This window comes from Paragemmobacter straminiformis (assembly GCF_014243445.1).
In the GTDB taxonomy this organism is placed as follows: Bacteria; Pseudomonadota; Alphaproteobacteria; order Rhodobacterales; family Rhodobacteraceae; genus Paragemmobacter; species Paragemmobacter straminiformis.
The window spans coordinates 710,846-737,548 of the sequence record NZ_JACLQD010000001.1; the positions used below are offsets into that span (position 1 = coordinate 710,846).

Sequence of the window (26,703 nt, forward strand, 5' to 3'; positions counted from 1 at the left end):
ATGCCCGACATTCGGCTGCTCGTCGATTGCAAGACCAACCTCGGAGAAGGTCCGGTATGGGACGTCGCCGAGCAGCGCCTTTACTGGGTCGACAGCACAGCAGGCGAAATCTTCCGGTGCCTAGAAGACGGAAGCGAAGTGCAGCGCTTCTATCTTCCGACCTTCATCGGCTCGCTGGCCTTGCGCGAAACCGGTGGCGCTGTCTTGGCGATGGCAGACGGCTTCAACTTTTTCGACTTCGATACCCAACGCATCACGCCGATCTATAACCCCTTCGCGGATCGACCCGAATACCGTTTCAACGATGGAAAGGTCGACCGAAAGGGGCGTTTTTTTGCAGGTGCGATGGGTCTGGACTTCGACCCGCTCGATGTTTCGAAGCCGAAGGCTCCGGCGCGCAACGGTTCCCTCTTTCGGCTCGACCCAGACCTAAGCGTGCACGAGTTGGAAACCGGTCTGATCTGTTCGAATGGTCCCTGCTGGAGCCCGGACGACAGAACGTTTTATTTCGGCGATTCCGAGCACAAGACCATTTGGAGCTATTCCTACGACATCGAGACAGGCCGGATCGCTGATCGTCGACTATTCGCATCCGATCAGGGTTTCGCCCGGACTGTGGATGGCGCGACGGTCGATGCCGAAGGGTTTCTCTGGATGGCCAAGGTGCTGGGTGGCCAGATCATCCGTTACGCGCCTGACGGCAGCATTGACCGCGTCATAGATTTTCCGCTGCGGAACCCAACGAGCGTAAACTTCGGCGGCAGCAATCTCGACATTCTCTACGTTACCTGCATGGGCCGCCCCATGCGAGGCATCCCGCCGACCCACCCGAATGCTGGCGGTGTATTTGCTATCCACGGCCTTGGTGTTCAGGGCCTTCCCGAGCCGCGCTTCGCCGGCTGACCTTCCGAACTCAGGACAGAACCCTAATGGCACCCACCGCCGACATCTCGCACGACTTTGCAAGCTTCGCCGCGAATACCCGCTACGAAGACCTGCCAGAGGCAGCCGTAGAGGCAGCAAAAAAGAGCCTTCTGGATACTCTTGGCGTCATGCTAGCGGCAAGCGGCATGGAGCCGGCCGTCCGTCCGATCCTCGAAACGGTCTTGGAAAACGGCGGGCAAGAGCAGGCGACCATCATCGGCTTCGGCAAACGGGTGCCCTCGTCACAGGCGGCCTTCGTAAACGGTGCCCTCGCTCATGGGCTGGATTTCGACAGTCAGACCCCTTGGGGTGCGCATCCCGATAGTTCCGTTGTTCCCACTGTCCTTGCTCTTGCCGAAAAGCGGGGCGGAGTGTCCGGCAAAGAACTGATCCGTGCCATTGCCATCGGACAGGAACTCTTCATCCGGTTGCGCTGCAACGTCGGCTGGCACATGGACTGGAACCTCTCAACCGCCGTCGGCTGCTTCTCGGCGACAGCAGCGGGCGCGGCAGTAATGGGTTTGGATACTCCCACAATTGCCCGAGCGCTTGGCATCGCCAGCATGCAGTCAGCGGGCACGATGGAACAGATCTTCGGGATCGGCAGCGATCTTCGCGGCATGTATGCAGGGTTCACCTCGCAAGGTTGCGTCAATGCCGTTCTGCTTGCGGCCAAGGGAATGACAGGAATCGACGGGCTCTTCGAAGGCGAGGCGGGCCTTTTCAAAGTCTATTTCAAGGGCGAGTATAACCGCGAAGCGATGCTCAAGGACCTCGGCTCCGAATTCCTTTGCGGCGGCATGACCTATAAATATTGGCCCGCCGTCGGTAACGCCCACACCTACATTCATGCTGCAATCGAACTCATGCGCGAAAACAACGTCGCGTTGGAAGACGTCGAAAAGATCCGCGTTTACTGTGGCGACTTCGCGATCCGAATGTGTGTTCCGCTTGAAAAGCGGCAGGTTCCAGGCACTCTCGTAGACGCCAAGTTCAGCTTGCCGTTCCTCGTCGCCCTTGCGCTCACGAAGAGGCAAATGAACATCTCGGACTTCACCCAAGCCGCGTTGCGGGAAAGCGCGGTCTTGATGCTCGCTCGCAAGGTCACACCGGTGTTGGACCCGGCCTTCAACTGGAACGGCCGATTGCCGGACGGAAAGGTGGAGATCACCCTGACGGGTGGCCGGACCATTTCTCGCCTCGGTTCACATGTGCCAGGCACCCCCGACAACCCGATGACCTGGGATCAAATTGGATGGAAATTCAAGGATTGTGCGTCAGCTGCAATCCATCCTGTGGATGCGAACTCCGCAAGCCGCGCAATCGATCTTGTCCAGAAGCTGGAAGCGCAGGACAGCAGCGTCATCAGCGCGCTTTTTTCTACTGTGTCCGGCGGGGTTGCGTGATGCAAACCTACTCGAACTGGATAAACGGAACGTTCGTCGAACCGTCGTCTTCAGCATGGATCGATAGCGTCGACCCCTATCGCAACGAGGTCTGGGCCCGCATCCCCGCGAGCAACCAGACTGACGCGGATCGTGCCGTCGCGGCTGCAAAAGCTGCAATGACCAAAGGGCCTTGGGCGACCATGACCGCATCGGCCCGCGGTCGCATCCTTTCGAAAATTGCGGACGTATTGGAAGCGAACATCGAAAGATTGGCGATCCTTGAAGTCCGCGACAACGGCAAACTGCTCGCCGAAATGCGCGGGCAGGTGAAATACTCCGCAGACTACTGGCGCTACTACGCCGGGCTTGCCGACAAGATCGAAGGCAGCGTCGTCCCGATCGAAAAGGCCGACACGATCGGCATGACCTTCAAGGAACCGGTCGGAGTCGTTCTTGCCATCACCGCTTGGAATTCTCCGCTGACGTTCTTTGCCTTGAAGTGCGCCCCCGCCCTCGCCGCAGGTTGCGCTGTCGTTCTGAAACCGTCCGAATTTTCGTCTGTAAGTTCACTGGAATTTGCCGCGCTTACCAAGGAGGCGGGGCTGCCGGACGGTGTCATAAATGTCGTATCCGGCTATGGCGCAGACATCGGCAGCACCCTTGTCGAACACCCTGATGTCGCACAGATAACCTTCACCGGTTCTGACCAAACTGGTGCCCACATCTACGCGGCAGCTGCTCGCCACATGAAGCGGGTCGCCATGGAGCTCGGCGGGAAATCACCCAACATCGTCTTCGAAGATGCCGACCTCGAAGCAGCAGCCCACGGCGCGGTATCCGGGATATTCGGGGCGGCCGGACAGATGTGCACTGCAGGGTCGCGTCTGCTTGTCCAAAATTCAATCAGGAGCGAATTCACACAAAAGGTCGTTGACCTCACGAAGTCTATCAAGCTCGGCGATCCGACGGACCCTGCAACCCAGATGGGCCCCATTTCGAATGCCGCGCAACACCGCAAAGTGCTCGACTACATAGGGATCGCAAAGGCTGAAGGAGCAGTCTGCACTCTGGGAGGCGTCGCTCCAGAATCGACCCTGTCAAATGGCCTGTTCATCTCTCCGACCATTTTCACCGGCGTAACGAACGACATGCGTATCGCGCAGGAAGAAGTCTTTGGACCGGTGCTTTCCGTCATCGGTTTCGAAGACGAAGCCGAGGCGATCCAGATCGGAAACGACATCGCCTTCGGCCTTGCTGCTGGCGTCTGGACCAAAGATATCGGGCGGATGATGCGAATGACGAAGGATCTGAATGTAGGCACGGTTTGGGGCAATACCTACCGATCCTATAGCTACACCTTGCCGTTCGGCGGGAGAAAACGGTCTGGGATAGGGCGTGAGAATGGGATCGAGTCGATCAATGAGTTTCTCGAAACCAAAAGTTTGATGCTGTCAGTGAGAACTGTGAACCGAAAGCCGAACTTCGTCCCCGATTGAGGTCTATCTCAAGAGGCCAATTCGGGCGGAGAGCGGACCGTCCCGGACGCAGAACTCCTCTCGCTGCACATGGAGGAAACGGCCACTCACTCGAGACGCCAGCACGGATGATCGCACTCCGTATTCTTGTCGTAACGAGCCCATCGCGAACAGTCGTGCACAGTGTTTACGAAGAACATTCCGTAGACGCAGCATCGTCAGTGCGAAAAGCGGAGGCTTGCACAAGCCTCGGCGCCTAACCACATGAGCGTCATTAAGGAAGATAGCCTAACTCCCCACGCGGGGAGGGGCGGGCACACGGTCGGCACTTGCTTGCATGACCTCAAAGCGATCAAACACAGCAATTCGTGCTGGGGTTGACTGCTCGCACTCCCTTCACGTATCGATTGTTCCATGCCGTTGGCTGCCGCTTACTTTTGGCAAACGCAAGAATACCTACGCATTATGATCTGGAAGAAACAGAACGAACAATTGCCCATAATGTCGGGAATCTTGCGCCGAGCGGCACCGAGGGATCAATACAGTTTTTCTGTAGGCGTCTTGATCGAACTGCAGCAGGCAACATCCAATTACTTTGAACTTTCCCGGATAGGTAAGTCTTAATGTCTACTCTCCCGCAGAATTTCTTTAACCATGATGCGCAGGCTGGTGGGTTCTTCCCGCTCGCACATGTTGGAATTGAAATAGAATCAATCGGTAACAGGCAAAATACACTTATCGAAGGAATTCGGGGAACTGGAAAAACCCATATTCTGAAGATGCTTAAGCGCTACCATTTGAGCAGCTTTGCTAAAAGCAGAATCTTGCCAGTGTATGTCTCACTTGCCGAAATAAGTGAGCATTCAAAAAAGGATCCTGATGAGTTCAGAGTTCAGCTTTATGCCCGGATCGTTAGCACTGCAATCGAAACCTTAGAGGCAAACAAGCATCATCTTTCCCCGAATCGCGGAGTAGTGACAGGCGCAGTTCGGTTAATGCTCCGAGGGCTTGGATTAGACGGCTACTTCGGTGTGGAGAACCTCGACAAAAGCATTGATCAGGTCAAGACAATTGCTGATGAGCTTCTTTTCAAGTTAAGCTATGATATTACAGCAGCGGATCTGAAGAATTTTCGCTCATCAAGCTCCGGCCTTAAGAATGCCGGCGTTGCTTCGACTGACTTGAAAATGAGTTCGCAAGGCGTAGGATCGCTTGGTGCTAGTGTTAGTCTTTCAAGTGAGGAATCACTATCAAACACTCACACTGACGAAGAAAGCGTGAGGCTTCTTGGGTCGCGGTTGTCCCACAGAAATGCTTCACAGTTCATGATAAACTTCCTTCAGCAAGTTCAAATCATTCTCGACCTAGAACACACCTTGATCTTGCTGGATGAATGCTCGGAAGCTGGTCGTGAGGCGCAAGTTGAGATTTTTAGATTCTTTAAGGCAATTCGCGGATCAACTTCAAAACTTTCCGACAAGGAGCATTGTGCCTTCTTCGTCGGCTCAGTCTACCCAAGATCTGAAACATACTACCCTAGCCGGGAGGTAGACGGCTTTAGCTTTGAGCCGGGGCAGGACTGCGGTGTTGAGTTTGTTCAATGGGACGAAGCCGAGCCAGAGTCCTATATGAAGTTCTTTGAACAAATGCTTATCGCCCGGGCTAGGGCGGTTTTTGGATTTGAGGGCACTATCGCGAACTTCATCTCGCGCTTTTACGACGGGCGTAAGACCTTTAACCATATTGCTATCTGCGCGGGCGGCACGCCGCGTCGCTTTTGGGAGATACACAAACGATCCTATGATTCCGGAACCAACAAAGTCAGCTTTCCTCGCGCCAAGATCGCGATCCAGGAGATTGTGAACGAACAGACACTTGGCCACACAAGCCTAACAACAAATGATCATGCTATTGTGCAGCATGTGATCAAAGTGCTCACATTGAAGAATGAGGAAGCCCGCGCGAAATCGAAGACCAGCAAAAATAAGGTCCCACAGGGAATATACTTTTCAGCCACGCAGCAGAATTCGGCGCACTTTGGGCGCCTGATCATGCAAGGTGCAATCTTTGATAAATCACGTATGAAGAGCAGGCGGCATAGCCTTCGCCCACATCCCATTTTCGCTTTAGACACGGCTATTGCCTACTCAAATAGAGTGATTCCTGAAGTTAACTTTGATATCGTAGCCGAACAGGACTTTCCTAAGCTCACAGAGGATGGCTTCGCCCACGCGGCTTCGTTTGAGCCGCCAAGTAGGCAAGGTGATAAAAGCTGGACTATCGAGAGCGTTTTCAAAGCATACTCGTCCAGCCCACCAACGTCGTCCTTAAAGAAGTTGTCCCCAGTAATCGAGCGCGGCTTTATTAAAGCAATAAGGCCAAACGGAAATGCATTTGTCACTGTCCTTGATGGAGGTTCTGACGCTTTTGTTTCTAAGGCCGAGATGGCGAAACTCATTGCTGGAGGTGCAACAAAGGGAGCGGAGGTTACATTTACGATATCTAAGAATAACCTCGGAAGGCAGGCCTCAAACTTGCGTCTGGTTGAAAAAGGGCCTACTGATGATAGGGCTAAACTTCTTCAGGATGTCGCTCAATTCATAAAAAATGCGGTGCGAGTTGAGGCGGAAATACCTCTTGCACGACTCGCACTTGATATTAAGAATCATTTTGGTGATGAAATTGGGGAGCAGGGTTGGATTGGGCATAAGAAATTTTCGGGGCTTGTTTCATCGCTGCCACTTGAAGGCGTTAAGCTGGAACTGGATTCGAGCCCTGGGTTCATCCGACGCATCGATTGAAGAAAATTGTTGGGGTGAGTTGAATGATCTAGCAGTGGAATTTCAACAGAAGGTGGCTCTTTCTCGGTGAACGTCCACTTCGAGCATTTTTTCTTACCCCTCTCCGGGCCGCTGTCTTCGTCTGCAAGCGTCCGCTTTTGAGCCCCCATCGCTGCTTTCATCGCCCGGCTCTGCTGCGGCGCTACATAAACGGCGGCTTAGGGGAGCACGACGAAGAAATATCTAGCCAGCCCGCCCGTCTGCTCAGGGCCGTTAGAGACGATGGTCTTCTTCGACACTAAGCCGCGGGCGCAATACATTTACCAGCCGGTTTGACGCATCAAGCAGCCAAGCGAGCTGATCCGTCACTCCGTCGGGTTCATCCACTGCGATGGTCAGCTCGTTGGGATCATGCAGAGCTCGGAGACGCAACGGTTCATCCCCGAAATCCTCCTGCAACGATGCAGAATCTTCGACAAGACGCTCGATCAGGCCACTCCCCGGCACGTCTACAAGATATAATCCCGCTCTACCTTTCATGCGAAATGCTGTCACCCAACGCGCTGGAGGTGGCAGCAAAATCTTGACCCAGTTATTTCCTCCATGACGTGGCGGAGATTGGTCGGGATGGTCGAAGCGCGCCCGATCAATGAAAGATTGCCAGAATGCCTTATTCGCCTCCTTGACCGCGCTTTGCTCTGGAGCGATCGCGGCCTCACTCTCAACCGAACTTTCGTCGTCGTTCACCACCTGAAGCGCAGCACCACGATCGTCCGTGAGGATACGTTGACGTATCACTTCGGTCTTGAACGGGATGAAAGGCACAATGAACTGACGACCAGAGTTGTCTCGCCATCTCTGAAACTCAACGAGCGCTAGACGCGTGCCCTTTTCGCCGATGTGCTCTGCGATGGCAGTGGCGTCTTCGCGGATACCATCTCCGGCCAGCAAAAGGTGAAAGTCGCCACTCCTGAGATTGCGCGACACTGCATCCGTGAAGACGGCTTCACTCAAGCTCGCCCCATGAGCTTCCACATGCGCAAAGAGAGGATTCTCTCCAGCCCAGCCTAGCTTCGCCTTGAGCCGCGCGGTCAAGTCCGCATAGCTCCAACGCCGCAGCAGCGCGGCGTATTCCAAGACTTGGGCGATGACCTCTCGTCGCGCCTGAGGGTTACGCCAGAGTTTACATTCGATAAGGACAGGACGGCCGGCTGGTGTAATGCCGAAGACGTCCAGAAAGACGCTACCCCCTGTTTTCGGCAAGGTCAGTTCGCGGCAGACCGGAATAAAATTCACTGCGCTCGGATCGATCTGCGTCAAGGGAACGAGATCTGGCTCGCGGAAGAGAAGTTCTTGCAGAAAGCTCTCCGAGAAGCCTTCGGACAGGTCGCTCCGTTCAAACCGGGCGGAAGTGCCGCCTTCAAGAAGGAATGCAGTCATATGCGGGACGGTCACCTTGATAGCGTCTGCCTCGAGCATCTCTAGGGTTCAGCCTACATGCAAGCGCGAACACCTCGTCCGTTTTTGCGCATGAGTAAAGCGATGGGACCGTGGGACCGCGGGACCGTGGGACCAGCAGATCATCGTCCAACGACTCGCCAATCGATGTTCCGGAGAACTGATCCGGAAAACTGTTCCGGAGTCGCTCCGTCGCTGCGAACTAAGTGTTTGATTTTTCGGGATATTTTTAAATGGTCGGAGCGAGAGGATTCGAACCTCCGACCCCCTGCTCCCGAAGCAGGTGCGCTACCAGACTGCGCTACGCTCCGACCGTGCGGGAGGGGTTACAGCCTGCCCGCGTGCTTTGCAAGACCCTGCGGGCGATTCATTCGCCGGAACGGCGGCGTTCGAACAGGCGCAGCCATGCGCCGATGCGCGGTTGCATGCCCGTGTCGAAGCGCGAGCGGTTTTCCAGCACGGGGCGGTTGGTGGAGACGGCGGGCGTGCCTTCGCGCAGCACGATGTAAAGGCCCGACCCGATGATGACGAGGCTGCCCAGCGCCGTGTTCAGGTCGAGCGACTCGCTGAAGAAAAGCCAGCCGTAGAACACGGCCCAGAGCATCTGCGAATATTGCATGGGGGCCACGATCACGGCGGGTGCTGCGCGGTAGGCGTAGATCGACAGCAGCCCCCCGATCAGCGCCATCGCCGACATCGCGCCCAGAAGGCCCAGATGCGCCAGCGGCATCGGCTGGTAAAAGAAGGGCAGCGCCAATCCCATGACCACGAAGTTCGCCACCATCGGGTAGAGCATCAGCACGATCGAGCGTTCGGCCTTGCCCACCTTGCGCACGATCACCGAGGTCAGCGCGCCCATCGTCGCCGCAGAGAGCGCGGCAAGGTGGCCGAGGCCGAAATCGACCTGACCGGGGCGCAGCACGATCAGCACGCCCAGCAACCCCGCCACCACCGCCACGCCACGGTGCAGGCCGATGCGTTCGCCAAGGATCGGGATCGCCAGCAAGGTGATGAGGATCGGCATGGCGAAGAAGATCGCGTAGCATTGCGCCAGCGGCAGCACGGAAAAGGCATAGAAGCCGCCAAGCCCCGTCAGCACGGCCGAGGTGGTGCGGATCACCGTCCACCACGGGTGTTTCGGGATCAGCGTGCCGTCGGTGCGGTCGCTCATCAGCATGATGGTGATGAGCGGAAAGCCCAGAAGCCCCGCGAAGAATATGATCTGGAACGGGGCGTAGCTTTCGCCAAGGGCTTTCACGATCACATCGTGGGTGGCGTAAACCCCGAAGGAGGCGAGGGAAAGCAGCGCTCCGCGAAAGTTGCTGTGCATGGGTGATCCGCCGTCAGGGTGTGAAACCGTTACCACATGCCGTTTAGGGCGGTTCGTACCCGCTGCGCAAGGTCAGGCGGGGTGGAACGGGGGGCCGGATCGGCGGCCCCCCGCCTATGGCTTAGAGCGAGGCGTCCAGAGCGGCGATGATCGCATCGCCCATCTGGCTGGTGGTCACGGGCTTGCCGCCTTCGGGGCCCATCAGGTCGGCGGTGCGGACACCGTCGGCCAGCACCTTTTCAACGGCCTTCTCGACCCGCGCGGCTTCGTCGCCTAGATCGAAAGAATAGCGCAGCGCCATCGCGAAGGACAGCACGCAGGCGATGGGGTTGGCCTTGCCCTGCCCCGCGATGTCGGGGGCCGAGCCATGCACGGGTTCATAAAGCGCCTTGGGCCGGCCGTTCGCCATCGGCTGGCCGAGCGAGGCCGAGGGCAGCATGCCGAGCGAGCCGGTCAGCATCGCCGCCATGTCGGAGAGCAGGTCGCCGAAGAGGTTGTCGGTCACGATGACGTCGAACTGCTTGGGCCAGCGGCAAAGCTGCATCGCGCCCGCGTCGGCATACATGTGCGACAGTTCGACGTCGGGGTATTCCTTGTCATGCACTTCCTGCACGACCTGACGCCACAGGATGCCGGATTCCATGACGTTGGCCTTCTCCATCGAGCAGACCTTGTTGTTCCGGCGGCGGGCAAGTTCGAAGGCCGAGCGCGCCACGCGGGCGATTTCGCTTTCGGTGTAGCGCTGGGTGTTGATGCCGACGCGTTCATTGCCTTCGGTGAAGATGCCGCGCGGTTCGCCGAAATAGACGCCGCTGGTCAGTTCGCGCACGATGACGATATCGAGACCGGCGACGACATCCTTTTTCAGCGAGGAGAAATCGGCCAGCGCGTCGAAGCATTGCGCGGGGCGCAGGTTCGAGAAGAGGTCCATTTCCTTGCGCAGGCGCAGAAGGCCGCGTTCGGGCTTCACGCTGAAATCGAGGACATCGTATTTCGGGCCGCCCACCGCGCCCAGCAGGACGGCGTCAACCTCTTGCGCCTTGGCCATCGTGGCATCGGTCAGGGGTGTTCCGTGGGCATCATAGGCGCAGCCGCCGACGAGGTCTTCGGTCACGTCAAAGGCGATGCCGCGCTTGGTGCCGAACCAGCCGATGATTTTTTTCACCTCGGCCATGACTTCGGGACCGATGCCGTCACCGGCGAGGATGAGGATGGAGGGATTGGCCACGGGGCGCTCCTGAAAAACATGGGGAATGGTTGCGGGGTGGCCTAGCCCGTTGCCAATGCGCGGTCAAGACGATGCGGGGTTTGCCAAGGGCGCGGAACGGGTTAGATGCGACTTTAGGCGGACTATACGAATTCGATATTCGCCCGTTAAGGAGTGTATGCTACCGCTTGCTCCATGTGGTGAGGTAACGATTATGCCCGATATGGTGCTTAGGGTGCCGCTTGGCCCGACGGTTGTTCTGCGCGGAACGGAAGCTTCTGCGCTGTTCCGGCACCGTTACATGCTTTTCCTTTACATCGGGGCGGCCGGCGTGGGGCTGCTCGGGTCGGTCGGGACATGGGGCGAGACGCCGCCCGAAATCCAGCTTTCGCTTGCGGTTCTGCAGGTGATGGCGGGCGTTCTGGTGATGGTGCTGCTGGTCTGGTGCCAAAGGCTGCTGGCCCATTGGACGGGGCGACCGCGTTCGGTGCATCTGGGGGTGCTGGTTTTCGCGGCCACGGCGACCGCCGTTCTGACGGCCGAGGTTTGCGACCGCGACCTGCTTGGCCTTGAAGCGGCGTCGACGGCGATCCTGCTGTCGCAATTCGTGTTCTACGCCGTGCTGATGCAATTGATGCTGAGCGTGCTGTTGCAGTTCACCCTGCCGCGGATGCTGGCAGACCTGCGCCGCCTTGCCGACGGTGACGAGGTGACGCCGGACGAGACGCAGGCAGGTTCCGCGGCAGGTTCCGGGGTCTGAACGATGGCAGGCACCGACACAAACACCGGCATGGGCACCGGCGCGGGCATGGGCACCGGCGCGGGCATGGGCACCGGCACGGGCACAGGAACGGGCACGGATGACCGGACCGCGCCCGAACGCCTTGCGCTGGGGCTTTTGACGCTGGGCACGCTGCATGTGCAAAGGGGCGAAAGCGGGCAGATCTTTCGCCACCGCTACATGCTGCTTGTCTATCTTGCGGTCCTGCCGTTGCTGATTATTCTGGATACGAACCCGCAAGCCCACGGTCAGCCGCCCGAGGTGCGCGGGCCGGTCTATATGGCGGCGATCGCGGCCTCGATGCTGACGATCGGCGCGGTGGTCGAACTGTGCTATGTCTTGCGCATAAGGCGATTGCCGCTGAGTGTGGCGCTGGCGCTGGCCACCGTGGCGGCCCTTGCCGCGTCGGAAGGGGTGTCGCGCCTGATCCTGCCGCCGCATTCGCGCAGCCTGCTCGAATTCCTGCTGGTCTACGGCTTCTATCTGGCTTTGACCGAGGTGGGGGCGGCGCTTGTGGTCCACAACCTCATGCCCGCCATCCTGACCGAGATCAGGGGCCGTCCGATCCGGACGCTGGCCCAGACCGCCCCCGATTTCGGCAGGACCGAGGCCGATGCCGCCCCGTCCGAGGCGGCAAGGGCTGCGGATGCGGACGGCGGCTATCTGGTGGCCGACCAGACCCGCATCGCCTTTGCCGCGCTGCAAAGCCTTCAGGCCTATGGCAATTATGTGCAGCTGCGCAGCCGGAGCGGCGAGCATCTGGTGACCGGACCTCTGGCGCGGCTGGTGGCGGAAATTCCGCCCCGTTACGGGTTTCAGGTGCATCGGTCGCATTGGGTTGCGGCCTCGACGGTGAAGGGCTGGTCGGTCAGGGGCGGGGATATCAGGCTTCACCTTGAGGGGGACCACCGCGTTCCCGTCGCCGTGACGCGGCGGCGCGAGGTGCGCGACTGGCTGGAAGGGTTGAACCTGCCGCAAAGGGGCCGGGGATGAGCCGCAAACCGCAAACACGCACTTCCGGCGAGGGCCTGCATGTGCGCCTGATCAACGGCGACACGCTGCGCCTGCGGCGGTTCGAGGTCGGACGGCTGTTGATGCACCGCTATCTGATGGCGGTCTATCTGGGCGTCGTGATCCTGCTGACGCTTGCCGATCCCAGCGGTCAGGCAGTCTCGACCCCGCTGCGGTTGCGCAGCCTTGTCTATGTCATCGGCCTGACCTCGACGATCCTGTGCCTTGGGCTGACCTGCCTTGCGATCGAGCTGTGGCGGGGCGGCAAGGGCAAGCCCGTGCAGGTGCATGGCTCGCCCATCATGCTGTTCACGGCGGCGGTGGCGCTTGGGGCGTCGCAGATCGCAGCCGTGGCGGTGGTGCCGACGCATGTGGTGCAGATCAAGGTTTTCCTGATCCTTGTCGTCTTTTACTACGTGATGACGGAAGTGTTCATCCAGCTGGTGGCATGGTTGCTGATGGACCGCATCCTTGCGGAACTGCGCGACCGGCCCGAGGGCGCGGTGATCGGCGACACGCCGCGCGCGGCCAATGACATGCTCGACGCGGGCGTGCGCGATTTCCCGATGGCCGAGATCCTCCACCTCGAGGCGCGGGGGAATTACGTGGCCATCCACACCGACAGCGGCGTGACCGAGGTTCCCGGCCCGTTCTCGGCCCTGATCGAGCAGATGCCCGATACCATCGGGCTGCGGATCCACCGGTCGCATTGGGTGGCGCGGCGGGCCATCGTGCGGTCGCGCAAGCAGGGCCGTGATCTGCTGGTCGATCTGGTCCACGGCGGCACGGCCCCCGTGGCGCTGCCGCGCCAACGCGAGGTGATGGACTGGCTTGTCGCCTCGGAGGTTGCGGCCTAGCCCGACAGGTCGATCCAGATCGGCCAGTGCCGCGAGGCGGCGGCAAGCGCCGCTGCGGTGGCAGGGTCGGCCGTATCGGGGCGCAGGATGCCGCTGGCGGTGACGGCCAGCCGAGCCGAGGGAAGCAGGTAGTCGAGCCGCAGCGCGCCAAGGGGCGGGCCGTAATCGACCGTCGGCTGCGCGCCCAAAGGGTCGGTAAGGCCCCGGTGGGCCAGCAGCGACAGCAGGGCCGCGGGGCGGCCGTCGCCCCGGACCGGATCGAGGTTCGCATCGCCCAGAAGCACGAAACGGTCGGGGGGGGCGGCGGGAAGGTGACCGTCCAGATAGGCCAGCCAAAAGGCCGCCTCGTCATGGTTGCGGCGGCCATTGCGGTCTTGCGGCCCGTCGAAAACCGGCGGCGTGGCGTGCCATGCCAGAAGGTGCAGCGCCTCGCCCGAGGGGAGAAGCAGGGGCACATCCCAATGCGCGGTGGTGGACAGGCGCTGGCTGGCGCGGTCTTGCGGCGTCATGTCGGGGGGCAAGAGCGCGGCGGGAAGATCGGCCCAGAGGAAGGTCGAGAAATCCCGCGCCTGCCCGTCCAGCACCGGCAGGCGCGACAGGATGGCCATTCCGCCGGCACCGGGAAAGCGACCCCAGCCCTGGGCATCGCGCGCCTCGGCCAGCCGGCCGTTGCCGTCGATGTCGAGCCCCGTCGGCACGCCGGTGTTGGGGTTCAGCGCGAAGCGGTAGGGATAGGACAGGCCGGCCCGGGCAAGTTCGGCGCGGAAGGCATCGAGTGCGGCAAGCCCGTGGTCATGGTCAAAGCCCGTCAGCAGCAGCACATCGGCCCCAAGGGTGGCCAGAACCTGCACGGCGGCCCGCACCTGCGCATCGCCGCCGCCCGCGATGTCGCGCAGCAGCAGGCCCGGCCCGTCCCGTTCGAAACCGATGTTCCATGTGGCGATGCGAATGTCCTGCCCCGCGCGGGCGGGGCATGCCCAAAGCAGCGCGGCGCAGCCCAGCAGCGCCGCGATCAGGCGAGCAAGGGCCCCTCGTCGAAGGCGAGTGCCGTGTCGCGCCGTTTCTGTTCCACCATCCATGCGACGCGCAGCATCGCCACGCCGCGCAGGACCAGCGAAGCCGGAAGGAAAGCCCATGCCGCCATCGTCCAGATCAGGGTCTGTGCCGAGGCCAGCGCCGCAGCCTCGAACCCGCCGAGGATCAGGCGCACCCCTGCCGGAACAAGGAATGGCAGGAAAACTCCTAACGCCACGTTAACAAGCGCGTCGCGGCGCAGGCGGATGATCACGTCATGGCCTGCGGTGGGATCGAAGGTCGGCAGGTTGATCCAGACGTTGAAGGCGGGTCCGCGCCACGGCCAGCGCACCGCCTGCAACAGCATCACCCCGCCGAGCATGCCCAGAAGGCTGACGGCATAGGCCAGCGCCGCCGCCTCGCGCAGTTTGGCACCCGCTTCGAGTTCCGAGGCGGGGTCGAGCATCAGCGCGGCAAGCCGGACAGGGCTGAACTGGAAGTCGAGCAGATGCGCCAGAAGCCCCGCCACCGCCGCGACAAGCGCCGTCAGCGCGCCCGAAGACTCGGCATCGCGGAGCGACAGGGTCAACAGAAGCACCACGGCAAAGAGCAACCCGAAGCGGAAGCGGTTGAAGGGTGCCGCGTCGCGGAATTCGATCAGGCTGGGGGCGGCGCTGTTGTATTCGACAAAGGTCATCAGGCCGACGAACAGCGCGACAAGGGCCGCCATCTGTTTGGCATCGGCAGACATCCCCGGCAAGACAACCGAAGGCAGGACGGCCAAGGCCATCACAAGTATTGCGCGGATGATCGCGCCGGGAAGCCGCGAAACCACTGCCCTGTCACCTTTCGCCGATCCCTGACCCTGCGTAAGCCGCAAGTGCCGGTCCGGTCATTTATCCGCCTGTCGGGCGGTCTGCCTCAATCTTGCCCCAATTGTGCCCAGATCGCGCCTTGCTTGCAACAGGCGGCTTCGGCCCGCCGCTGCCTTGGCGCCCGAAGGCGGCAAAACTGTCGCCCAAAAGCCGCAAATAGTTAATGAAATAGGGCCGCCCTTGCGGACGGCCCCCATATCTTGCGGTGCGGCAGGCTTAGGCCCAGGGACGCGTGGTTGCGGCCTTGGCCTCGTAGGCGTCGATCGACGCGGCCTTTTCCAGCGTCAGGCCGATGTCGTCGAGCCCGTTGATCAGGCAATGCTTGCGGTGGCTGTCGACCTCGAAGCCGAAAACCTGCCCGTCAGAGGTGGTGACGGTCTGGCCTTCGAGATCGACGGTGATGCGGGCGTTGGCCCCCTTGCGGGCGTCGGCCATCAGCACGTCGACAACCTCTTGCGGCATCACGATCGGCAGGATGCCGTTCTTGAAGCAGTTGTTGAAGAAGATGTCCGCGAAGCTGGTCGAGATGACGCAGCGGATGCCGAAGTCGAGCAGCGCCCAAGGGGCGTGTTCGCGCGACGATCCGCAGCCGAAGTTGTCGCCGGCCACAAGGATTTCGGCCTTGCGATAGGCGGGCTGGTTCAGGACGAAATCGGGGATCTCGGCCCCGTCCTGCGTGTAGCGCATCTCGTCGAACAGGTTCTTGCCAAGGCCCGACCGCTGGATCGTCTTGAGGAACTGTTTGGGGATGATCATGTCGGTGTCGATGTTGACCAGCGGCATGGGGGCCGCGATGCCGGTCAGGGTGGTGAATTTCTGCATTGCTCTGTTCCTTACACCGTCTCGCCCATGACATCGCGCACATCGGTCAGATGCCCCGTGATCGCAGCCGCAGCCGCCATCGCGGGCGACAGCAGATGGGTGCGGCCGCCACGGCCCTGACGCCCCTCGAAATTGCGGTTCGATGTGGCGGCGCAACGCTCGCCCGGCTGCAACTGGTCGGGGTTCATCGCAAGGCACATCGAGCAGCCCGCCAGACGCCATTCGAAACCGGCGTCGATGAAGATCTGGGCCAGACCCTCTTCCTCGGCCTGTGCGCGGACAAGGCCCGAACCGGGCACGACCATGGCGCGCAGGCCGTCTTTCTTTTTCTTGCCCTTCAGGATCGCGGCGGCGGCGCGCAGATCCTCGATCCGGCCGTTGGTGCAAGACCCGATGAAGACCGTGTCGATCTTGATGTCGGTCAGCTTCTGGCCGGGGGTCAGACCCATGTATTCGAGGCTGCGCTTGACCGCTTCGACCTTGCCGCCGGTGAAATCATCGGGGCTGGGGACGGTGCCGGTGATGGGCAGAACATCCTCGGGGCTGGTGCCCCAGGTGACGACGGGGGCGATGTCCTCGCCCTTGATCGTGACCACCTTGTCGAAATGCGCGCCTTCGTCGGTGAAGAGCGTCTTCCAATAGGCGAGTGCGGCTTCCCACTTGGCACCCTTGGGCGCGTGCGGGCGGCCCATGACATAGGCAAAGGTCTTTTCGTCGGGCGCGATGAGACCCGCGCGCGCGCCGCCCTCGATGGCCATGTTGCACACGGTCATGCGGCCTTCCATCGACAGCTCGCGGATGGCCTGACCGCAATATTCGATCACATAGCCGGTGCCGCCGGCGGTGCCGGTTTCACCGATCACCGACAGGGTGATGTCCTTGGCGGTGACGCCGGGGCGGAGCGAGCCGGTGATTTCCACCTTCATGTTCTTGCCCTTGCGCTGGATCAGCGTCTGGGTGGCAAGGACATGTTCGACCTCCGACGTGCCGATCCCGTGGGCGAGCGCACCGAAAGCGCCATGCGTGGCGGTGTGGCTGTCGCCGCAGACGACCGTCATGCCCGGCAGGGTCCAGCCCTGTTCGGGGCCGACGATATGCACGATGCCCTGGCGCACGTCGGAGACGGGATAGTAGTTGATCCCGAAATCCTTGGCGTTCTTGTCAAGGGCGGCGACCTGGATGCGGCTGTCCTCGGTCATGGTCGCGGCATTGGCGCGGTCGAGCGTGGTGGGGACGTTGTGGTCCGGCACGGCGATGGTCTTTTCCGGCGCGCGGACCTTGCGGCCTGTCATGCGCAGCCCTTCGAAGGCCTGCGGGCTGGTCACTTCGTGGACGAGGTGACGGTCGATGTAGAGCAGGCAGGTGCCGTCATCGGCCTGATGGACGACGTGGTCGTCCCAGATCTTGTCGTAAAGGGTGCGCTTCGCCGTGGTCATGGCTCTCTCTCGGATTGGAATGGGATTGGGTCGGACGGGCACGCGGGGCGCGTGCAAAAGCGGACTTCAGCGAAGTCGTGCGAGAATGGACCGGCTTTCGCGGCTGAAGCGCCACGGCAGGCGCGCACGGTCATCCATGTCGAAAAATCGGATCATGCGCGGCTTGATACGCTCGAATCCGGGCTGAGGCAAGCTAGCTGTAGGACTGGCACGGCAGAGGATGGCGGGATGCGGGCGCTTTGGGGCGGAGTCTGGCTGGCGGTGGCGGGAATGGCGGGGATGGCAATGGCCGAGGAACACAGACACAAGGGCTACGAGATGCCGCCCTATACGGTCGAGTCGGTGACCGACGGGGTCGAGCTGCGCCGCTACGGGGCGCATGTGGTGGCCGAGGTGACGGTCGAGGGCGACCGCTCTGCCGCCATCGGGCGGGGCTTTCGCGCCCTTGCGGGCTATATCTTCGGGGGCAATGCCGAAGGCGAGAAGATCGCGATGACCGTGCCGGTGGAACAGACGCCCGCTGCGGCGGGAGGCTGGACCGTGCGCTTCACCATGCCGGCGGCCTATGGTGTGGACGACCTGCCCCGCCCCCGCGACGCGCGCGTCAGGCTGGTGCAGGTGGCACCCGACCGTCAGGCGGTGGTGACATTCACGGGCCTGCCGGTGACGGCAGATCTGGAAACGCGGGCCGCAAAGCTGCGCGACTGGATCGCGGCGCGGGGCATGACCATCACGGCGGGTCCGCATTTCCAGTTCTACGACGCGCCGATGACCCTGCCGTGGAAGCGCCGCAACGAGGTGGCCTTTACGGTGGAATGACCCCGCCCCGATTTTTCTGCGAAAAATCGCGCGCAACACCCGGGGCGGCGGCGGATGACAGGGCGGACGGGGGGCTTTCCGCCCCCCACGGCCTGACGGCCTCCCCCCGAGGATATTTACGCCGGTGTGAAAGGGGTAAGGGGCTGCCCTTTCACCCTTGCCCAAATACTCGAATGCCGTGGCTGGCCACAGGTGCCACGGCCGGAAGGGGCGCGGGATTTTTCGCAGAAAAATCGGGGGTGCCGCTGGCCGGGGTCAGGTAGGGGCGCAAGAGGGCGAGCGGGTGGCAGCGCAGCGTGAGGCGCATCGAGACGTAGTCTTCCACCACCGCCTCGCCCGCCGTCATCGCGGCGAAGGTCACGGCGGGTTCGACGATCCCCTCGCCATCCAGATCGCCGCCGAAAAGCGGCAGGGGCTTGCCCTTGACCAGCGCGCGGGCGGCCCAGAGCGCGTCGCGTCGCGTGAGGCCGAGGCTGGCGAAGCAATCGGCCTCGGCCAGACGGGTGAGCATGGCGGGGGGCGTGCCCGCGCGGCGCCAGACATCCTCGACCGTCTGGAAGCCGTTCCCGCGCGAGGTGACGATCCAGCCCGCCTCGTCCTGCGCCAGACCGTTGATCTGGCGAAAGCCGAGCCGCAGGGCAAGGCCGCCGCGGCCGTCGCTTTCCATCGTATTGTCCCAGTCGCTGGCGTTGATGCAGGGCGGCAGCACGATCACCCCGTGTTCGCGGGCATCGCGGACGATCTGGGCGGGGGCGTAGAAACCCATCGGCTGGGCGTTCAGAAGCGCGCAGGCGAAGATGCCGGGGTGGTGGCGTTTGAGCCATGCGCTGGCATAGACGAGATGCGCGAAGCTGGCCGCGTGGCTTTCGGGAAAGCCGTAGCTGCCGAAACCCTCGATCTGGGCAAAGCAGCGGGCGGCGAAATCGTCGTCATAGCCGTTGGCGCGCATGCCTTGCAGGAAGCGGTCGTGGAATTCGCTGACCGAGCCATGCTTCTTGAAGGTGGCGAGCGAGCGGCGCAGGCGGTCCGCCTCGGTCGGGGTGAAGCCTGCGCCGATGATGGCGATCTGCATCGCCTGTTCCTGGAACAGCGGCACGCCCAGCGTCTTGCCCAGCACGCGGCCCAGCGCGTCGGAGGGGAAGCTGACCTGTTCCTGCCCGTTGCGGCGGCGCAGGTAGGGATGGACCATGTCGCCCTGAATGGGGCCGGGGCGGATGATGGCGACCTGTATCACAAGGTCGTAAAAGGATTTGGGCCGCATCCGTGGCAGGAAATTCATCTGCGCGCGGCTTTCCACCTGAAACACGCCCAGAGAGTCGGCGCGGCAGAGCATTTCGTAGGTTTCCGCATCCTCGCGCGGGAGGGTCGAGAGCGTCAGCCGTTCGCCGTGGTGGCGCTCGACAAGGTCGAAGGCCTTGCGGATGCAGGAGAGCATGCCGAGCGCGAGGATATCGACCTTGAGGATGCCCAGGCTGTCGATGTCGTCCTTGTCCCAGCAGATGACGGTGCGGTCCTCCATCGTGGCGTTCTCGATGGGGACCAGTTCGTCAAGCCTGCCTTCGGTGATGATGAACCCGCCCACGTGCTGCGAGAGGTGGCGGGGGAAGCCCTGTATCTCCTCGACCAGTTGCAGGGTCTGGGTCAGGCGGCGGTCGGCGGGGTCGAGGCCGATTTCGCGCAGGCGTTCCCCGGTCATCTGGCCCGCGCCGCCCCAGCCCCAGATTTGCCCCGACATGGCGCCGAGCACGTCGTCCGACAGGCCCATCGCCGCCCCCACCTCGCGCACGGCCCTTTTGCCGCGATAGTGGATCACGGTGGCGCAGAGCCCCGCGCGGTGGCGGCCGTAGCGGGCGTATATGTGCTGGATCACCTCTTCCCGCCGTTCGTGTTCGAAATCGACGTCGATGTCGGGCGGTTCGTTGCGGGCTTCGGAGATGAATCGCTCGAAGACCATCGTGCCCACCTCGGGCGAGACCGAGGTGACGCCAAGCGCGTAGCAGACGATGGAATTGGCCGCCGAGCCGCGCCCCTGGCACAGGATGCCGCGCGCGCGGGCAAAGGCCACGATGTCATGCACGGTCAGGAAATAGGGTTCGTATTTCAGCTTGCCGATGAGGGCGAGTTCATGCGCCATCTGCGCCTGCACCTTGTCGGGCGCGCCTGCGGGGTAGCGCCATGCCAGCCCCTCGGCGGCGAGGCGGGCAAGGCGGGTGGTGGCGGTTTCATCCCCCGTCACCTCGGAAGGGTATTCGTAGCGGAGTTCGTCGAGAGAGAAGGCCAGACGCGACGCGATCTCGCCGCTGCGGTGGACGGCCTGCGGATGGTCGGGAAAAAGGCGCAGCATCTCGACCTCGGACCGCAGGCGCTGTTCGGCATGGGGCAGCGCGCGGCGGCCAAGGGCGTCGACGGTGCAGCCAAGGCGGATGGCCGTCAGCACATCGGCCAGACGCCGCCGCCCGCCGTGGTGCATCACGGGCTGGGCCGATGCGACGGGCGGCAGGCCATGCGCTGCGGCAAGGCGTGCAAGGCGGTGCTGGCGGGCGCTGTCCTGCCCGTCGTAGCGCGGGGCCATCAGCAGGCTGCACTGGTCGGGAAAGGTGGCGACCAGCGGCTTCACCCAAGCCTGCCACGCCGCCCTTTGCCCGTGTTCGGGCGGGTGGACCAGCAGCTCCAGCCCCGCGCCCCATGCAAGCAGGTCGGCGGCGTAAAGAACGCAGCCGCCCTTGGGCGCCGCAAGCCGCCCTTTGGACAGCATCCGGCAAAGCCTCCCCCAGGCCGCGCGGTCGCGGGGGAGTGCGGTGAGGGTGAACCCCTCGACCAGCCGCAGCCGTGCGGCGGGGATCAGGCGGATCGGGGCGGGCATGCCATTCCCGGCCGCCAGACGCGCAAGCTCGCGCGCCTGCGTATGCGCCCGCACGATACCCGCGACCGAGTTTTCATCGGCCACGGCAAGGCCCGCCATCCCCATCTCGGCGGCGCGCGTCATCAACTCCTCGGGGTGCGATGCCCCGTGAAGGAAGGTGAAGTTGGACAGGGCAGAGAGTTCGACGAAGGACATTGGCAGCACGGGAAATGAGAACATTAAGCGAACATTCTAGCGCGGGGTTGCAGGTCTGGCGAGTCTTTGCAGCGCGCGTCCCTTCTGCGCCCCCTTCTGCGCCCTGCCCTGCCCCCGTTCATCCTTGCCCAAATACTCCGGGGGTCCGGGGGCTGGCCCCCGGCGCGGAATGCAGGCAGCGCCGTTAACCAGTTGGGCAATACCGCGCGCCCTGCACACAGTCGGGCCGCAGAATGACCCCGCGGCCTTCCCATTTCGGCACGCAAAGCGCCGCATTGCCGCGCAAAGCTGGCGGCTTGCGGGGCAGAATGCCCGTTTGGTGACGAGTGCAATTGTGACGACCTATTACATCGTAGCCTCGACCGCAGGCGGCGCGCAGGCCGCAGGCAATGTGAACGGCTATCCGCAGATCACGGCGGGCGGGGCGATCAACGCACAGCCGGGCGATGTGTTCATCGTCGACGGCGGTGTCGACACCAACCTGACGATCAACTCCGCAGGGGCCGTGGCAACCCCGGTCACGGTGCAATTCGACCAAAACCTGACCGCGCTTGCCACGCCCAATTCGGCAAGCATCAGCTTCGGACAGAACACGCTTCCCACGGTGCAGATCGCGGCCGGGGTGGATGCCGACGGGCTGCAACTCGACGGGCGGTCCTCGGACGGGATCACGGTCAATGCCGCCGACGGGGCCAAGGTCGGCATGATCACCGGCTCGCCCGATACCGATACGGTCACTGCGGGCAATGGCGTCACCTTTAACGGGCTGTGGCTGAACGACAGCACGACCGCCAGCCTGACCATCGGGCATGATGCCGTGTTCAACTATGTGGTGACGCTGGATGCAGCCGATTCCACGATGACGATGACGGTGGGCGACCGCGCGGTGTTCAATGTCTCGGCCTCGCTCACGGCCACGAATGCCGACCGCAGCCTGACCTTCGGCAACGATGTGACGATCCACGGCAACCTGACGATGACGGGGCAAGGCACGCCCGGCAATGTCGGGGATGTCACGCTTGTCGCGGGCAACAACCTGCATATCGACGGCGCGCTGTCGATGGATGGCGCCTATCTGAACGAAAGCTTCAAGGCGGGCATCAATGCCTATGTGCAATCGCTGACGATGTCGGTGACGAACGGCACGGCGGCGGTCGACTTCGGCACCGGGGCGCAGATCTACACGAATATCACGATGGGCGGGCAGGCGTCGACGTCCAGCCTGATCTTCGCGGACGGGGCGGTCATCGGCACCTCCGGCAACGGCAGCATCACGGCGGCCGGCAATACCAGCCAGTACAACATGCTGCTGGGCGACAACATCACCGTGAACGGCAGCCTGTCCATGACGGGCGCCAACAACACCCAGTGGATCCAGGCCGGCGACAGCCTGCGCGTGAACGGCGAGATGAACCTTGGCGGGCAGGTGTTCACCAACGGGGTGAAGATCGGCGACAACTTCTGGCTGCTCGGCAATCTGACGACTGCGGCCAATACCGCCGCGACCGAATACATCAACATCGGCAACGAATGGCGGATCGGCGGGCAGCTCAACACATCCGGCGGTCAGGACGAGCTGTTTCTGGGCCGTCCGGTTCCGGGGCAGGTGGCGGTCGTCGTGGCCGATGGCATCGCCGATGACGGCGTGTCGGTCCAGGCCCCGCTGGGGCAAGAGGCGGCCTTCCGGACCGCGGCGCTGGGCGCGGGCTGGGCGCAGAATGCCGATGGCAGCTACAGCCCGACCGCGACGGCGCAGAACCTGATCTTCGGCAACATCATGTTCTTCAACTTCGACAAGGCCGCCGATCCGACGGCCGAGCCGAACTGGGCATCGCAGCCCGCCTTTCGCACGCCGAACGGAATCGTCGACGGAACGGCGGGGGCCGATGTCTTTGGCCCCGGCGACACCGATGCCGATGGCGATGCGGTCGACGGGGCCGACGGGAACAACGACACGCTTCTGACCGGAGACGGGGCCGACAGCGTCAACGCGGGCCTTGGCGACGATCTGGCAGAGGGCGGCGCGGGGTCTGACATCCTTGCAGGCGGGGACGGGAACGACAGCCTCGATGGCGGGACCGAAGAGGATACGCTGTCGGGCGGGCTCGGGGCGGACAGGCTGGACGGCGGGGCGGGGAACGACTCGCTTTCAGGTGGCGACGCCAACGACAGGCTGGACGGCGGGGCAGGCAACGACACGCTGGACGGCGGGGCGGGCGACGACCTTTTCGTGCTGGCAACGGGCTTTGGCAACGACAGTGTCCTTGGCGGCGAGACGGGCGAGACAGGGGGCGACACGCTCGACGGCTCGGGCTTGACCGAGGGCGTGACGCTGACGCTGGCAACGCCGGAATCCGGCACGCTTTCGGCTGCGTCGGGAACGCTGGGCTTTGCCGAGATCGAACGCGTCCTGCTTGGCGCGGGCAATGACACGGTGACCGGCTCGGCCGGAAGCGACGCCGTCGATGGCGGGCTGGGCAACGATTCGCTTGCAGGCGGGGATGGCAGCGACACGCTGGCGGGTGGCCTTGGCGACGATGCGCTTGACGGCGGGGCGGGGGCTGACAGCCTGACAGGCGGCGATGGCAGCGACACGCTGGCAGGCGGGCTTGGCGACGATGCGCTTGACGGCGGGGCGGGGGCGGACAGCCTGACCGGCGGGGACGGCAGCGACACGCTGGCGGGTGGCCTTGGCGACGATGCGCTTGACGGCGGGGCGGGGGCGGACAGCCTGACGGGCGGCGATGGCAGCGACACGCTGGCAGGCGGCCTTGGCGACGATGCGCTTGACGGCGGGGCGGGGGCGGACAGCCTGACCGGCGGGGATGGCAGCGACACGCTGGCGGGTGGCCTTGGCGACGATATGCTTGACGGCGGCGACGGGGCGGACAGCCTGACGGGCGGGGATGGCAGCGACACGCTGGCGGGTGGCCTTGGCGACGATGCGCTTGACGGCGGGGCGGGGGCGGACAGCCTGACAGGCGGGGATGGCAGCGACACGCTGGCGGGTGGCGGCGGGGTGGACAGCCTGACGGGCGGGGCGGGCGCGGACCGCTTTGTCATCGACGGCACCGCCGACCTGATTGCCGATTTCGACACGGTGACGGGCATCGGCAACGTCGCGCAGACCGACAACGATTTCATCGACCTTGCGGCCTATTACAACGACGTGACGCTTGCCGCGTGGAATGCCGCGCATCCGGCCCAGACCTATACCAACCCGCTGGCATGGCTGAAGGCCGATCAGGCGGATGGCACGCTCGATCTGGCGGGGGGATTGCGGCTTTACTTCAACGGCGTGCCGGTCGATGGCGCGGGGCTGTCGGTCGAGAACACGAATGTCATCTGTTTCGCGCGCGGCACCCGCATCCTGACCGACCGTGGCCCCGTTGCGGTCGAGAACCTGCGGCTCGGGCATCGGGTGCAGACGGTGGACAACGGCTGCAAGCCGCTGCTCTGGATCGGGTCGAGCGCCGTCGCCGCGGACGGGCCGCTGGCCCCTGTCCGCATCGCGGCGGGGGTGCTGCACAACGAGGCGCCGCTGCTGGTGTCGCCGCAACACCGCTTGCGCATCCGCTCGTCGCTGACCGAACGGCTGACGCGGAACGAGGAGGTGCTGGTCGCCGCCAAGCATCTGGTCGGCATTCCGGGCATCACGCGCGAAACCGGCGAGGAGGTGGAGTATTTCCACTTTCTGCTGGACCGTCACGAGTTGGTCTTTTCCAACGGGGCGGTGACGGAAAGCCTGTTCACCGGGCCAGAGGCGCTGAAATCGGTGACCGCCGCCGCGCGGGACGAGATTGCCACGCTGTTTCCCGAACTGGCGCGGATCGAGGGCGTGCCGCCCGCCCCCGTGCGCCCGCTGCTGCGCGGCAAGGTGGTAAAGAAGCTGGCCGAGCGCCATGCGCGGAACGGCAAGGCGCTGGTCGCCTGACGAGGGGGGGCGGACGGGCGCGGCGCGCGGGTCTTGCGCGCCACGGCCTAGCGCAGGTGTCTGAGAACCTCGAGGCTGGGATAGCCATCGGGCACCATGCCGATGGAGCGTTGATAGGCGCGCAGCGCGGCAAGGGTCTTGGGGCCGATCTTGCCATCGGCGCCGCCCGTGTCATGGCCCGCGCGGGTCAGGCGCTGCTGCATTTCCTGCCGCTCGGCAAAGGTCAGGGCGCGGTCGCCGCGCGGCCATTCGGCGCGGATCGGCGGGCCGCCCGCCAAGCGGTCGGAAAGGTGGCCGATGGCGATGACATAGGCGTCGGCGGCGTTATAGCGTTCGATGGCGTGGAAGTTGCGGAAGATCAGGAAGGCCGCACCGCGCGCCCCCGCGGGCAGCAGCAGCGATCCTGCGCCGTGGTCGGGAAGCGCCCGCCCGTCGGCCTGCCGCACGCCAAGCGCCTGCCAGTCGGCCACGGGGCGCTGGCCCCTGTCGCCGGTCTGGCTGTAGTCGAAGCCCTGCGGCAGCGACACCTCGATTCCCCAGGGCCGCCCCGTGACCCAGCCCGATTTCGCCAGATAGGCGGCGGTCGAGGCCAGCGCGTCGGTCGGGTCGTCGGACCAGATGTCGCGCCGCCCGTCGCGGTCGAAATCGACGGCAAAGGCCTGATAGCTTGAGGGGATGAACTGCGTGTGGCCCATCGCGCCCGCCCAGCTTCCGGTGAAGTTGCGCGGGGCGACATCGCCGGTCTGGAGGATGCGCAGCGCCTCGATCAGCTGGCCCTCGAAGAAGCGGCCGCGCCGCCCGTCATAGGCAAGGGTCGCCAGCGCCTCGATCACCGGAATGTCGCCACGGTTTTCGCCATACGAGGATTCCAGCCCCCAGACGGCCACGACCACCTCGCGCTCGACGCCGTAGGTGGCTTCGATCCGGTCGAGAAGGCGGCGGTGCTTGCGCAGCGCGGCCTTGCCGTTCTCGACACGTTTGTCCGACACGGCGCGGTCGAGGTAGTCCCAGATGGTCTTGGTGAATTCCGACTGGTTGCGGTCTTTCTCGATCACGTCGCGGTTGTAGCGCAGGCCGCGGAAGGCGCGGTCCAGCGTGGCGTCCGAGATGCCCGCCGCGCGGGCACGGGGACGGAAGCCTTCGGTCCATTGCTCCAGCCCTGCGGGGCTGCCGACTTCGGTCACCTGTATTCCTTCCGGTCCGGTCGCCTTTGGTGCGGCACCCTGCGACAGCGTCAGCGGAGAGGCAAGAGAGGCCATGCCGCCACAGCACAGGCCCAGCGACAGAAGCGCCGCGCCGATAGACTTGCCCTTGCCCGACCGCATCACCCTGCCCCGCCTGCTGCTTCTTTTCTTTAGTCCGATGCTAGCGCAAGGCGCTGCCCCCGCCTAGCGAGCGCATGGGCGCGCCGGCAGATTGCCGCCGCTATGCACGCAACGTAGGCGGCAGATCGAAAAACGGCATGGACCGGCACGAGCTTGCTTGACGATTCGGGGTTGCGCCTTTCCTTTGGGCGGATGCGGGCGGCGGGTCT

Annotated in this window: 18 protein-coding genes and 1 tRNA gene; 9 read left to right on the forward strand and 10 right to left on the reverse strand. The window is 63.3% G+C overall.

The window, feature by feature from the left end; translation table 11 throughout:
- The 4 genes from H7F16_RS03350 to H7F16_RS03365 all read left to right on the forward strand — a co-directional run bounded on the left by H7F16_RS03350 (position 1) and on the right by H7F16_RS03365 (position 6,588).
- Complete coding sequence (locus tag H7F16_RS03350; RefSeq protein WP_185796120.1) at positions 1 to 903, forward strand: SMP-30/gluconolactonase/LRE family protein; 903 nt, start codon at positions 1 to 3, stop codon at positions 901 to 903.
- A gap of 26 nt (positions 904 to 929) precedes the next feature.
- On the forward strand, positions 930 to 2,330 hold the full coding sequence (locus H7F16_RS03355; protein ID WP_185796121.1) for an MmgE/PrpD family protein: 1,401 nt from the start codon (positions 930 to 932) through the stop codon (positions 2,328 to 2,330).
- On the forward strand, positions 2,330 to 3,808 hold the full coding sequence (locus H7F16_RS03360; protein WP_185796122.1) for an aldehyde dehydrogenase: 1,479 nt from the start codon (positions 2,330 to 2,332) through the stop codon (positions 3,806 to 3,808). The genes H7F16_RS03355 and H7F16_RS03360 overlap by 1 nt, the downstream gene beginning before the upstream one ends.
- 602 nt (positions 3,809 to 4,410) lie before the next feature.
- A complete protein-coding gene (locus H7F16_RS03365; protein ID WP_185796123.1) occupies positions 4,411 to 6,588 on the forward strand; it encodes a hypothetical protein in 2,178 nt (725 codons plus the stop codon).
- A 252-nt stretch (positions 6,589 to 6,840) separates the two neighbouring features.
- Here H7F16_RS03365 and H7F16_RS03370 read toward each other — a convergent pair whose 3' ends face one another.
- From H7F16_RS03370 to leuB, 4 genes are all read right to left on the reverse strand, one after another.
- The gene (locus H7F16_RS03370) at positions 6,841 to 8,046 is read right to left on the reverse strand and encodes a PDDEXK family nuclease (RefSeq protein WP_185796124.1); all 1,206 of its coding nucleotides are present in this window, start codon (positions 8,044 to 8,046) and stop codon (positions 6,841 to 6,843) included.
- A 213-nt stretch (positions 8,047 to 8,259) separates the two neighbouring features.
- Positions 8,260 to 8,336, reverse strand: a tRNA-Pro gene (locus H7F16_RS03375).
- Positions 8,337 to 8,392: 56 nt separating this feature from the next.
- A complete protein-coding gene (locus H7F16_RS03380; RefSeq protein WP_185796125.1) occupies positions 8,393 to 9,355 on the reverse strand; it encodes a DMT family transporter in 963 nt (320 codons plus the stop codon).
- Positions 9,356 to 9,476: 121 nt separating this feature from the next.
- Positions 9,477 to 10,583, reverse strand: a complete 1,107-nt coding sequence (gene leuB, locus H7F16_RS03385) for a 3-isopropylmalate dehydrogenase (protein WP_185796126.1) — start codon at positions 10,581 to 10,583, stop codon at positions 9,477 to 9,479.
- A gap of 193 nt (positions 10,584 to 10,776) precedes the next feature.
- Here leuB and H7F16_RS03390 point away from each other — a divergent pair, with 193 nt between their 5' ends.
- Genes H7F16_RS03390 through H7F16_RS03400 form a run of 3 tightly spaced genes read left to right on the forward strand, consistent with a single transcriptional unit; the run spans position 10,777 to position 13,211 of the window.
- Complete coding sequence (locus H7F16_RS03390) at positions 10,777 to 11,322, forward strand: hypothetical protein (RefSeq protein ID WP_185796127.1); 546 nt, start codon at positions 10,777 to 10,779, stop codon at positions 11,320 to 11,322.
- A 3-nt stretch (positions 11,323 to 11,325) separates the two neighbouring features.
- Positions 11,326 to 12,336 (forward strand): LytTR family DNA-binding domain-containing protein, encoded by a 1,011-nt coding sequence (locus H7F16_RS03395; RefSeq protein ID WP_185796128.1) that lies wholly within the window; start codon positions 11,326 to 11,328, stop codon positions 12,334 to 12,336.
- Positions 12,333 to 13,211 carry a LytTR family DNA-binding domain-containing protein gene (locus tag H7F16_RS03400; RefSeq protein ID WP_185796129.1) on the forward strand — a complete coding sequence of 293 codons (879 nt, stop codon included), beginning with the start codon at positions 12,333 to 12,335 and terminating at the stop codon, positions 13,209 to 13,211. The genes H7F16_RS03395 and H7F16_RS03400 overlap by 4 nt, the downstream gene beginning before the upstream one ends.
- Here H7F16_RS03400 and H7F16_RS03405 read toward each other — a convergent pair.
- From H7F16_RS03405 to leuC, 4 genes are all read right to left on the reverse strand, one after another.
- Positions 13,208 to 14,140: an endonuclease/exonuclease/phosphatase family protein gene (locus tag H7F16_RS03405; protein ID WP_185796626.1), complete on the reverse strand. Its 933-nt coding sequence runs from the start codon at positions 14,138 to 14,140 to the stop codon at positions 13,208 to 13,210. The genes H7F16_RS03400 and H7F16_RS03405 overlap by 4 nt on opposite strands.
- A gap of 83 nt (positions 14,141 to 14,223) precedes the next feature.
- Entirely contained in the window at positions 14,224 to 15,060 is an 837-nt protein-coding gene (locus tag H7F16_RS03410; protein WP_338401947.1) for a hypothetical protein, read from the reverse strand.
- A 256-nt stretch (positions 15,061 to 15,316) separates the two neighbouring features.
- Entirely contained in the window at positions 15,317 to 15,922 is a 606-nt protein-coding gene (gene leuD / locus H7F16_RS03415; RefSeq protein ID WP_185796130.1) for a 3-isopropylmalate dehydratase small subunit, read from the reverse strand.
- 11 nt (positions 15,923 to 15,933) lie between these two features.
- A complete protein-coding gene (leuC, locus tag H7F16_RS03420; RefSeq protein ID WP_185796131.1) occupies positions 15,934 to 17,358 on the reverse strand; it encodes a 3-isopropylmalate dehydratase large subunit in 1,425 nt (474 codons plus the stop codon).
- A 228-nt stretch (positions 17,359 to 17,586) separates the two neighbouring features.
- Here leuC and H7F16_RS03425 point away from each other — a divergent pair, with 228 nt between their 5' ends.
- Positions 17,587 to 18,177: an SOUL family heme-binding protein gene (locus H7F16_RS03425; RefSeq protein ID WP_241741161.1), complete on the forward strand. Its 591-nt coding sequence runs from the start codon at positions 17,587 to 17,589 to the stop codon at positions 18,175 to 18,177.
- A gap of 151 nt (positions 18,178 to 18,328) precedes the next feature.
- Here H7F16_RS03425 and H7F16_RS03430 read toward each other — a convergent pair whose 3' ends face one another.
- A complete protein-coding gene (locus tag H7F16_RS03430; RefSeq protein ID WP_185796629.1) occupies positions 18,329 to 21,235 on the reverse strand; it encodes an error-prone DNA polymerase in 2,907 nt (968 codons plus the stop codon).
- A 319-nt stretch (positions 21,236 to 21,554) separates the two neighbouring features.
- On the opposite strand from H7F16_RS03430, the gene H7F16_RS19960 reads away from it, so the two are divergent.
- A complete protein-coding gene (locus tag H7F16_RS19960; protein ID WP_185796132.1) occupies positions 21,555 to 25,169 on the forward strand; it encodes a Hint domain-containing protein in 3,615 nt (1,204 codons plus the stop codon).
- A gap of 47 nt (positions 25,170 to 25,216) precedes the next feature.
- On the opposite strand, the gene H7F16_RS03440 is transcribed toward H7F16_RS19960, so the two are convergent.
- Positions 25,217 to 26,494, reverse strand: coding sequence for a lytic murein transglycosylase (locus H7F16_RS03440; RefSeq protein WP_241741163.1), 1,278 nt, complete (start codon positions 26,492 to 26,494; stop codon positions 25,217 to 25,219).
- Positions 26,495 to 26,703 lie beyond the last annotated feature (209 nt).